The 10,397-nt window shown below is 69.0% G+C and carries 10 protein-coding genes; 7 read left to right on the plus strand and 3 right to left on the minus strand.

All coding sequences use genetic code 11. The annotated features are described in order from the left end of the window. Window positions 1-85: 85 nt before the first annotated feature. A complete protein-coding gene (locus ACSHSS_RS28775; protein WP_048995779.1) occupies window positions 86-1,246 on the minus strand; it encodes an NAD-dependent formate dehydrogenase in 1,161 nt (386 codons plus the stop codon). 212 nt (window positions 1,247-1,458) lie between these two features. Between ACSHSS_RS28775 and ACSHSS_RS28780 the strand changes: the two genes are divergently transcribed. Together ACSHSS_RS28780 and ACSHSS_RS28785 are read left to right on the plus strand one after the other, a co-directional pair. Next, window positions 1,459-2,985 (plus strand): FAD-dependent oxidoreductase, encoded by a 1,527-nt coding sequence (locus ACSHSS_RS28780; protein ID WP_006414135.1) that lies wholly within the window; start codon window positions 1,459-1,461, stop codon window positions 2,983-2,985. 121 nt (window positions 2,986-3,106) lie between these two features. Then, window positions 3,107-3,301: a hypothetical protein gene (locus ACSHSS_RS28785; protein WP_006414129.1), complete on the plus strand. Its 195-nt coding sequence runs from the start codon at window positions 3,107-3,109 to the stop codon at window positions 3,299-3,301. A gap of 11 nt (window positions 3,302-3,312) precedes the next feature. Here the strand turns inward: ACSHSS_RS28785 and ACSHSS_RS28790 are convergent, their stop codons facing one another. Beyond that, window positions 3,313-3,531: a DUF6566 family protein gene (locus ACSHSS_RS28790; protein ID WP_006398879.1), complete on the minus strand. Its 219-nt coding sequence runs from the start codon at window positions 3,529-3,531 to the stop codon at window positions 3,313-3,315. Window positions 3,532-3,727: 196 nt separating this feature from the next. On the opposite strand from ACSHSS_RS28790, the gene ACSHSS_RS28795 reads away from it, so the two are divergent. From ACSHSS_RS28795 to ACSHSS_RS28805, 3 genes are all read left to right on the plus strand, one after another. Continuing rightward, window positions 3,728-4,192: a DUF1269 domain-containing protein gene (locus ACSHSS_RS28795; protein ID WP_006414142.1), complete on the plus strand. Its 465-nt coding sequence runs from the start codon at window positions 3,728-3,730 to the stop codon at window positions 4,190-4,192. A 230-nt stretch (window positions 4,193-4,422) separates the two neighbouring features. Next, window positions 4,423-5,511 carry a phosphotransferase gene (locus tag ACSHSS_RS28800; RefSeq protein ID WP_048995785.1) on the plus strand — a complete coding sequence of 363 codons (1,089 nt, stop codon included), beginning with the start codon at window positions 4,423-4,425 and terminating at the stop codon, window positions 5,509-5,511. Then, complete coding sequence (locus ACSHSS_RS28805) at window positions 5,501-6,829, plus strand: aspartate aminotransferase family protein (protein ID WP_006414144.1); 1,329 nt, start codon at window positions 5,501-5,503, stop codon at window positions 6,827-6,829. Before ACSHSS_RS28800 ends, ACSHSS_RS28805 begins: the two co-directional genes overlap by 11 nt. A gap of 20 nt (window positions 6,830-6,849) precedes the next feature. On the opposite strand, the gene pdxR is transcribed toward ACSHSS_RS28805, so the two are convergent. After that, window positions 6,850-8,322, minus strand: coding sequence for a MocR-like pyridoxine biosynthesis transcription factor PdxR (pdxR, locus tag ACSHSS_RS28810; RefSeq protein WP_006414141.1), 1,473 nt, complete (start codon window positions 8,320-8,322; stop codon window positions 6,850-6,852). 204 nt (window positions 8,323-8,526) lie between these two features. On the opposite strand from pdxR, the gene ACSHSS_RS28815 reads away from it, so the two are divergent. Further along, window positions 8,527-9,633, plus strand: coding sequence for an ABC transporter ATP-binding protein (locus tag ACSHSS_RS28815; RefSeq protein WP_006414137.1), 1,107 nt, complete (start codon window positions 8,527-8,529; stop codon window positions 9,631-9,633). 92 nt (window positions 9,634-9,725) lie between these two features. Beyond that, window positions 9,726-10,397 (plus strand): ABC transporter substrate-binding protein (locus tag ACSHSS_RS28820; protein WP_445545857.1); only part of this gene is annotated, 672 nt, incomplete at its 3' end.

The following is a 10,397-nucleotide window of genomic DNA, read 5'->3' on the forward strand; positions in this document are numbered from 1 at the left end:
CAGCCCGTGGTCGCCCGAAATCGAGCAGGCCGTGATTACGGTCGGCAAGCTCGCGGCCGCACGCGTTGGCTGAGCGCGCCGCGCCTCACGTGAGCCGGTACGACTGCTCGCCGGTGCCCGCGAGCGTGCCGCCGTCGACGATCAGGTAGGCCTCGCGAATCGGCCGGCGCTCGAACCAGCACTGCAGAATTTCGAGCGTACCGGCCGCGTAGCGCGCCTGCGCGGACAGCGACGTGCCCGAGATATGCGGCGTCATCCCGTTGAACGGCATCGCGCGCCACGGATGATCGGCCGGTGCGGGCTCGGGAAACCACACGTCGTCGCCGTAGCCGGCCAGATGGCCCGAGGCGACCGCACGCACGACCGCGTCGCGATCGACGAGTTTCGCGCGCGCGGTGTTGATCAGATACGCGCCGCGCTTCATGCGCGCGATCATCGCGGCATCGAACAGATGCTCGGTCGACGGATAGAGCGGAATCTGCAGATTCACGATGTCGACCGCGCTCGCGAGCGACGCGACGTCCGCGTGATAGGTCAGCGCGAGTTCGTGTTCGATCGCCGGATCGAGCCGATGCCGCTGCGTATAGTGCAGCGCCAGCCCGAACGGCTTCAGCCGCCGCAGCACCGCGAGCCCGATGCGGCCGGCGCCGACCGTGCCGAAATGCATGCCTTCGATGTCGTAGCTGCGCGATACGCAGTCGGCGATGTTCCAGCCGCCTTGCTGCGCGATCGCGTGCGACGGCAGATAGTTGCGCACGAGCGCAAGCGTCGTCATCACGACATGCTCGGCGACGCTGACGCTGTTCGATCCGGTGACTTCCGCGACGGTGATGCCCGCGTGGGCGGCTGCCGCGAGATCGACGTGATCGGAGCCGATGCCGGCAGTCAGCGCGAGTCGCAGCTTCGGCGCGCGCGCGATCCGCTCGGCGGTCAGATACGCGGGCCAGAACGGCTGCGAAATCACGACGTCCGCTTCCGGCAGCCGGCGCTCGAATTCGGAGTCGGGGCCGTCCTTGTCGCTCGTCACGATCAGCGTATGACCGTGCGACGCCAGATAGTCGCGCAACCCGAGCGCGCCCGATACCGAGCCGACGAGTTCGCCCGGCCGAAAACCGGGCGGCCCGGACGGCGTAGGCGCGGGCTGGCCGTCCGCGTAGTGCGTGATGACGGGAATCGTGTCACGCACGTAGCGCGGCGGATAGCCGTCGACGGGGTCGGGGTACAGCACGCAGAGGACGGTCGCCATCATGCACTCCGGACGCGGGTCGGGACAGCGGCGCGGCAGGCGCGCCGCCGATGCGGCGTGCTGCGCCGCAACGGTGCTGACGTTCTACGCCGGCCGCGCATCGCGCACAAGCTACAGTCGCGTTTGCGTGCGCTGCGGCGCGCGCTGTACCTGTTCTTTTCGTGAAGGACGCCGATAATGGGAGCGTTGACGAACCGTGCGGGAGCGATCCCATGTCCGGAAACGCCTCCTCGGCGCCGCGTCCCGATCTCGCGCAAGGCATCGCGCTCGACGACATCGCGGACGGCGCCATGATCGAAGGCCGCGTCGGCGACGAAGCCGTGCTGCTCGTGCGGCGCGGCGATGCGCTGTTCGCGGTCGGCGCGCAGTGCCCGCATTACGGCGCACCGCTTGCGCAAGGGCTGCTGGTCGGCGACACGCTGCGCTGCCCGTGGCATCACGCCGCCTTCTGTCTGCGTAGCGGCGCACGCTTGCGCGCACCCGCGCTCGACGGACTCAAATGCTGGCGCGTCGAACGTCGCGACGGCCGCGCGGTCGTCGTCGATGCGCGCGCGCCGGCACCGTCGCCCGCGCCGATCGAGGCGCCCGACTCGATCGTCATCGTCGGCGGCGGGGCGGCCGCGATCTCGGCCGCGGTCACGCTGCGCGACGAAGGCTACACGCGCGCGATCACGCTGCTCAGCGCCGACGACGAACCGCCGTACGATCGCCCGAACCTGTCGAAGGACTATCTGGCCGGCACGGCCGAGGCCGACTGGCTGCCGCTGCGCGCGCCGTCGTTCTACACGGACAGGAAGATCGACCTGCGCTGCGGCACGCGCGTCGCACGCATCGATGCCGCGCAGCGTGCGGTCGAGCTCGCGGACGGCAGCCGGCTCGGCTACGGTGCGCTGCTGCTCGCGACGGGCGCCGTACCGAACCGGCTGACGGTGCCGGGCGCCGACTTGCCGCACGTGTGCGTGCTGCGTTCGCGCGCGGACTGCGATGCGCTGATCGCGCGGCTGGCGACCGCGCGCCGCTGCGTGGTGGTCGGCGCAAGCTTCATCGGGCTCGAGGCGGCCGCCGCGCTGCGCACGCGCAAGCTCGACGTGCACGTCGTCGCGCCCGGTTCGCATCCGATGGCGCACGTGCTCGGCGACGCGCTCGGCGATGCAGTGCGCGCGCTGCACGAGGCGCACGGCGTCGTGTTTCATCTCGGCGCGACGCTTGCGCGGATCGAGCGCGATCGCGTGACGCTGTCGACGGGCGACGTGCTGCCCGCCGATCTCGTCGTGGTCGGCATCGGCGTACAGCCGGACGTCGCGCTTGCGCAGGACGCGGGTCTCGAGGTCGACCGCGGCGTCAGCGTCGACCGCTATCTGCAGACGAGCGCGCCCGGCATCTATGCGGCCGGCGATATCGCGCGCTGGCCCGATCCGCTGACGGGCGAGCGCATTCGCGTCGAGCACTGGGTCGTCGCGCAACGGCAGGGCAGCACGGCCGCGCAGAACATGCTCGGCCGGCAACGGCCGTTCGATGCGGTGCCGTTCTTCTGGACGCAGCACTACGACATGACGATCCGCTATGTCGGCCATGCGGAGCACTGGGATCGCGTCGAAATCGAAGGCGACCTGCACGCGCACGACGGCTCGGTCAGCTACTGGCGCGGCGACGTGCGGCTCGCGGTCGCGACGATCGGCCGCGATCTCGATTGTCTGCGTGCGGAGGCGGCGCTCGAAACGCAGAGCGCCGGCGGATGACGGCGACGGCCGTGCGCAGGCGGCGCTATCGCGCGCGTCCGGCACGGCATCGGTCTTGACGTAAACGGCTGCGTCAACGTTGCGTACGCAACGAATGTGCGCAAGCCTGACGGGAAACGGAATGGACAAGTATCGGGTCGACGCACTGCTCAACGCGATCGCCGAGCGCAACATCGGTCATCGGTTCGTCGATCGCGACACTGCGGGCTCGACGTCGGTCGAGCTGACGCTGGACGACGTATCGCGGCTGATGCGCGACGCGTTCGATGCGGGCCGCTGCGTGCGTGCGCCCGCGCGGCCCGGCGGCGAACGATGAGCGCGCCGCGCTCAGCGGTCGTGCGTCTTCAGCATGATGCGCCCCTGGTCGAGGCCGCCGCGCAGCGCCTCGTCGCAGGTGAGCCATTCGGGCGTGACGAGCTCGGGCGCCGGCAGGTCGACCGGTGCGCCGTCGCGGAAGATCCGCACGTGCGCGACCCACGCGCCGCGTTCGTTGCGCGTCGCCTCGACGCGAATCTCGTGACCCATGAACATTTCGCTGGCGTGCATCGTTCGAAACCCTCCATCGATCGTGATCGTCGGTTCGGTGCGACGATCGTACCAGCGCCGCGCGCGTGTTGCAGCAGAAGCCGATGACGACCATCCTCCGATGGACGAGGCCGATCGCCGTTGCGGCGGTCGCGATGCACGCGTGCCTCGCCGGCCTGCCGCCGGCGTCGCGACGCACCGCTAGCCGGAGTTGCCGATGAATACGCTGATTGCATTGTCCTACCCCGATCTCGACGCGGCGCATCGCGCGCTCGCGGCGCTCGCCGCGCTGCGCGACGCGCAGACGGTCGCGCTCTCGGGCGTCGTGATCGTCGAATGTGCTCGCGACGGCAGCCGGACCGCGCACGCGGCCGATCCTGCACGCGTGTCGCACGGTTCGCTGCTCGCCGACGCGTTCGCGCGCATCGACGCATCGCTCGCTGCGCTGCGCGATCGGCCGATCGACGATGCGCTGATCGAGCGCGTCGCGCGCAAGGTGCGCGCGGGCACCGTGACGCTCGCATTCGCGGTCACGCAACTGGACGTCGTCCGGCTCAGCGCCGCGCTCGCGCCCCTCGGGGGCGACGTGCTCGACACGACGCTGTCGCTCGACGACGAGCTGAAGCTCGTCGAGGCGATCTCGAAGGCGCGCGACGGCGCGGCCGACGCCGAGCCCGATTGACGGCCGGCGTCCGCCGCCGCAGCGGGACGGTCGAACGTCCCAGCCAGCCGCCGCACCCACCGCTGTCACCAAAGTGGCCTTATAACTTGACGACAAGTGGCTATTCGCCATAAAGCCAGTGTGCTCTAGAGTTCGCTCGACATCCATACGACGAGCGAGGGCGAACATGACGCGCGTGAAGGTCGATTCATCGAGCGGCGGGGACGCATGCCGGCCGGCAGGAGGCGACGATGCATGATGCCGCCGCCAGCCCGTTCAGGCACGACCCGCTGTTTTCCGTCGCATCGCCGCGCATCGGAATCGACGAAGCGCAGGCGCTGGCGGCCGACGCGTTCGGCATCGTCGGCACGGCGAGCGCACTGGCGAGCGAACGCGACCAGAACTTCCGCATCGACGCGGCCGACGGCGCGTCGTACGTGCTGAAGCTCACGCATCCGGCCGAGCAGGCCGGCGTGACGGAGTTCCAGACGTTCGCGCAGCTGCAGGTAATCGAGGCCGACGCGACGCTGCCGGTGCCGCGGCTGATCCGCGACCGGTCGGGCCGTCACATTCACTGGCGCGCGGTCGCGGGTGAGCCCGCGCGTCAGGCCGTGCGGATGATCACGTTCGCGCCCGGCATCCCGCTACATCGCGTCGAGCGTTCGCGCCGGCAGCGCCGCGCGCTCGGCACCGCGCTCGGCCGCTTCGATCGCGCGCTGCGCGGCTTCACGCACGCGCATGCGGGGCACCGGCTGCTGTGGGACATCCAGCATCTGTCGCAGTTGCGGCCGCTGCTCGACTACGTCGACGGCGGCGAGCGGCGTGCGCTCGCGCGCCATCTGCTCGACCGCCACGACGCGCACACCGCGCGCCGCATGACGACGCTGCGGCGTCAGGTGATTCACAACGATCTGAACCCGTACAACGTGCTCGTCGACGAGACCGACACCGACCGCATCACCGCGATTCTCGATTTCGGCGACATGGTGCACGCACCGCTCGTCAACGAGCTGGCGGTCGCATCGTCGTATCAGCTTGCCGATACGCCGAATCCGCTCGAGACGGCCGTCGACTGCATCTGCGCCTACCACCGCGCGAACCCGCTGAGCGGCGACGAACTGGCGGTGCTGCCGGAGCTGATCGTCGCGCGGCTGCTGATGACGGTGCTGATCACCGGCTGGCGCGCGCGCGAGCATCCCGAGAACAGCGCCTACATCCTGCGCAACAACGCGCTGTCGTGGACGGGCCTGCACCGGTTCGCCGCGCTGCCCGACGGCGACGCGGCGCGCATCATCGGCGACGCGATCCGCCACGAACAGGAGAATCGTCATGCGCAGTGATCCGGCGATGCTCAACGCATTCGACCCGCAGCGCGCATCGGCGCTCGACGCGCAGGCGCGTGCGCTCGTCGAGCGGCGTGCGCGCGTGCTCGGGCCCGCGTACCGGCTGTTCTACGAAACGCCGCTGCACATCGTGCGCGGCGAAGGCGTGTGGCTCTACGACAGCGCCGGCCGCGCATATCTCGACGCGTACAACAACGTGGCGTCGATCGGCCATTGCCGGCCCGAAGTCGTCGAGGCGATCGCGAAGCAGGCGAGCACGCTGAACACGCATACGCGCTATCTGCACGACGGCATACTCGATTACGCGGAACGGCTGCTGCGCACGATGCCCGACGCGTTGTCGCAGGCGATGTTCACCTGCACGGGCAGCGAAGCGAACGATCTCGCGCTGCGCATCGCGAAGCAGTACACGGGCGGCACTGGCGTGATCGTCACGCAGCTCGCCTATCACGGCGTGACGGCCGCGATCGCCGAGATCTCGCCGTCACTCGGCCGCCACGTGCCGCTCGGCCTGCACGTGCGCGCGGTCGCGCCGCCCGACACGTATCGCGACGGCGACGCCGACGTCGGCGCGCGGTTCGCGCGCGGCGTGCAGCGCGCGATCGACGACCTCGTGCGGCACGGCGTGCGGCCCGCCGCGCTGATCGTCGACACGCTGTTCACGAGCGACGGCGTGTTCGCCGATCCGCGCGGTTTTCTGCAGGGTGCCGTCGCGGCGATCCGGCAGGCCGGCGGCGTCTTCATCGCCGACGAAGTGCAGGCCGGCTTCGCGCGTACCGGCTCGAAGATGTGGGGCTTCGAGCGGCACGACGTGATTCCGGATCTGGTGACGATGGGCAAGCCGATGGGCAACGGTCATCCGATCGCCGGTCTCGCCGCACGCGCCGAGGTGCTCGAGCGGTTCGGCAAGGACACGCGCTATTTCAATACGTTCGGCGGCAATCCGGTGTCGTGCGCGGCGGCGACCGCGACGCTCGACGTGATCGTCAACGACGGCCTGCAGGCGAATGCGAGCCGGATCGGCGCGTATCTGCGCGAAGGGTTCCGCACGCTCGCGCGCAAGCACGACCTGATCGGCGACGTGCGCGGCGACGGATTGTTCCTCGGCGTCGAGCTCGTGCGCGACCGTCACGCGAAGACGCCGGCCGAAGACGAGACGCAGCGCGTCGTCAATCTGATGCGCGAACGCGGCGTGCTGATCAGCGCGACCGGCGTGCGCGGCAACGTGCTGAAGATCCGTCCGCTGCTGCCGTTTACGCAGGAACACGCGGATCTGCTGCTCGCGGCCGCCGACGGCGCGCTCGCCGCGCTGTGACCGTTCACGCGTGGCCGCGGCTACGTCGCGTCGAGCGTGCGCGCATACGCGCGGCCGAGCCGCTTCACGCCGTCGCCGATCGCGCTTTGCGCGACGCCGCCGTAGCCGAGCACGATGCTGCGATCGGCGAGCGCGTGCGGCGCGACGAAATGCGGCCGGCCGAGAATCAGGCCGTCGGCGCGCGCGATGTCGGTCAGCGCGCGCGTCGACACGTCCGCATCGAAGCTCGCGAACAGATGCAGCCCCGCGCGCGCGTCGGACAGCCGGATCGTGCTGCCGAATTCCGCATGCAGCGCGTCGCGCAGCAGCTGCTGACGCTGCGCGTATTCGATCCGCATCCGCCGCACGTGCTGCGCGAAGTGGCCGTCGTCGATGAAGTCGGCGAGCGCGGCCTGGATGTGCAGCTGGCCGGGGCGGTACAGCTTCGCGCAGGCCTTCGCGAACGTGTCGGCCAGATGCGCGGGCACGACCAGATAGGCGATGCGCACGCCCGGATACATGGCCTTGCTGAACGTGCCGCCGTAGATCACGCGCGCGTCGCTGTCGAGCCCTTGCAGCGACGGCAGCGGGATGCCGTCGTAGCGGAATTCGCTGTCGTAGTCGTCTTCCATCACCCACAGGTTCCGGCTGCGTGCGCTCTGCAGCAGTTCGAGCCGGCGCGACAGCGGCATCACGGCGCCGGTCGGATACTGATGCGACGGGCTCGTCACGACGAGCCGCGCGCGCGCCGGCGTATCGATGTCGGTGAGCGACAGTCCGGCCGCATCGATCGCGCTCGCGACGAGCTCGAGGCCGGCGGCCGACAGCACGGTCGGGAACGCCCAATGACACGGGTTCTCGACGATCGCGACGTCGCCGGGATCGGCGAGCAGCCGCGCGCAGAGATCGATCGACTGATGCGTGCCGGACGTGATGATGACCTGCTCGGGCTCGCAGACGACCGAGCGCGAGATCTTCAGGTAGCGCGCGACCGCGGCGCGCAGCGGCGCGTAGCCGCCGTCGAGCGCGTAGCCGGACAGCGACAGGTCGCCCTTGCCGATATGCCGCGCGATCAGCCGGCGCCAGACGTGAAACGGGAACATCGGCGTGTCGGCGACGCCCGGCACGAACGGGCCGTAGCTTTGCGTGACGCCGCCCGGCAGCCGGTCGAGCATCGCGCCGCGCTGCGACAGCGTCATCGAATGGCGTGTATGCACGATTTCGCCGGGGCCGCTCAGCGGCCGCGGGCTCGTCGGCGCGACGAACGTGCCGCTTCCGGTGCGCGCGACGAGATAGTTCTCGGCGATCAGTCGATCGTAGGCGAGCGAGACGGTGATGCGCGAAATGCCGAGTTCCTGCGCGAGCGTGCGCGACGACGGCAGTTTCTGTCCCGCGGCGAGCGTATGATCCAGCACACCGCGCCGCACGACGTCATAGATCCGATGCTGCAGCGTATCGCTGCCGCTATCGGACAATGCGCGCGCCAGCAGGTCGGTCAACAGGACGGCTCGCATGAAATGGCATTATCATCGAGTGCGATTTGGCTATACAGGCTATAGCCATTGATTGCTATAGTCAATTCACGCGACTGCGGGCGGCACGACACACCGGCGGCAGTCGCGCGCGCGGGGTAACCGGCGGCCGCCGAATACGTAGAACGAGAACGGCGCCGGCATGCGCGCAATGCATCGGATACGGCTTCGCAGGAGACCAACAGAATGAAGGCCGATGATGTGATCGTCAGTTTTCGCGGCGTGCGAAAGACCTACGACGGCGAGACGCTCGTCGTCAAATCGCTGGATCTCGACATTCGCCGCGGCGAATTCTTGACGCTGCTCGGGCCGTCCGGCTCGGGCAAGACCACGTGCCTGATGATGCTGGCGGGCTTCGAATTCCCGACCGGCGGCGAAATCCGCCTCGACGGCGAGCTGCTCAATCATGTGCCGCCGCACAAGCGCAACATCGGCATGGTGTTCCAGAACTACGCGCTGTTCCCGCATCTGACGGTCGAGCAGAACGTCGCCTATCCGCTGACGGTGCGCAAGCTGCCGGCGGCCGAGCGTGCGGAGCGCGTCGCGCACGCGCTGAAGATGGTGCAGATGGAGCACTTCGCGAAGCGTTATCCGGCGCAGCTGTCGGGCGGCCAGCAGCAGCGCATTGCGCTCGCGCGTGCGCTCGTGTTCGAGCCGAAGCTCGTGCTGATGGACGAACCGCTCGGCGCGCTCGACAAGCAGCTGCGCGAACACATGCAGTACGAGCTGAAGGCGCTGCACGAGAAGCTCGGCGTGACGTTCGTCTACGTCACGCACGACCAGGGCGAAGCGCTCACGATGTCGGACCGCGTGGCGGTATTCGACAAGGGCATCGTGCAGCAGCTCGACACGGTGGACCGCCTCTACGAATCGCCGTGCAACGAATTCGTGGCGAACTTCATCGGCGACAGCAACCGGCTGCGCGGCACGATCGCGCGCGTCGACGGCGAGTTCTGCGAGTTGCGGCTCGGCGACGGCACGCGCCTGATCGGGCGCAACGTCGCGAATGCCGCGCCGGGCGCAGCCGCGATCGCATGCATCCGTCCCGAGCGCATGCGTCTTGGCCGTGAGCCGGAACCGCCGACCGCGCACGGCGACGCCGCGAATCGCGTCGCGGGCGAAGCGCTCGGGCTGATCTATTTCGGCGATCATGTGCGCATGCGTTGCGCCGTGGCCGGACAAGGCGAATGCTTCGTCAAGGTGCCGCTCGGCACCGAAGCGCTCGACAACTTTTTCCCCGGTGCGCCGGTTTCGCTGTCGTTCGCGCCCGCGCATCTGTGCGTGTTCGCGTAACGCCGGCGCGGCCGCCGGTTTCCCCGCAGTCTGTCAGTCTGTCGTCGATCACCACCACTACGCATTTTCACCGCGACCGGAGAGGAACCACCATGAATCGAACCCGCTTTACCGCACGCCGCATTGCCGTTGCGCTGACGTTGGCCGCATTCGGCGCGTCGGCGTCCGCTGCCGAACTGACGGTCGTCAACTTCGGCGGTGCGAACGGCGATGCGCAGAAGGCCGCCTTCAACCAGCCGTTCGAGAAGGCGACCGGCAACAAGGTCACCGCCGTCGAATACAACGGCGAGCAGGCGAAGGTGAAGGCGATGGTCGAGGCGAAGCACGTGAGCTGGGACGTCGTCGACGTCGAGTCCGGCGACGTCGGCCGCGGCTGCGACGAAGGCCTCTACGAGAAGCTCGACTGGTCGAAGATCGCGAAGAAGACCGACCTGATTCCCGAGGCGTATCAGACCTGCGGCGCGGGCATTTTCGTCTGGTCGACGGTGCTGTCGTATAACGCCGACAAGCTGAAAACCGCACCGGCGAGCTGGGCCGATTTCTGGGACGTGAAGAAATTCCCCGGCAAGCGCGCGATGCGCAAGGGTGCGCGCTACAACCTCGAATTCGCGCTGATGGCCGACGGCGTCGCGCCGAAGGACGTGTACAAGGTGCTGAACACGAAGGCCGGCCAGGATCGCGCCTTCAAGAAGCTCGACGAGCTGAAGCCGAACATCCAGTGGTGGGAAGCGGGCGCGCAGCCGCCGCAGTTCCTCGTCGCCGGC

Source organism: Burkholderia sp. BC1 (assembly GCF_052683555.1).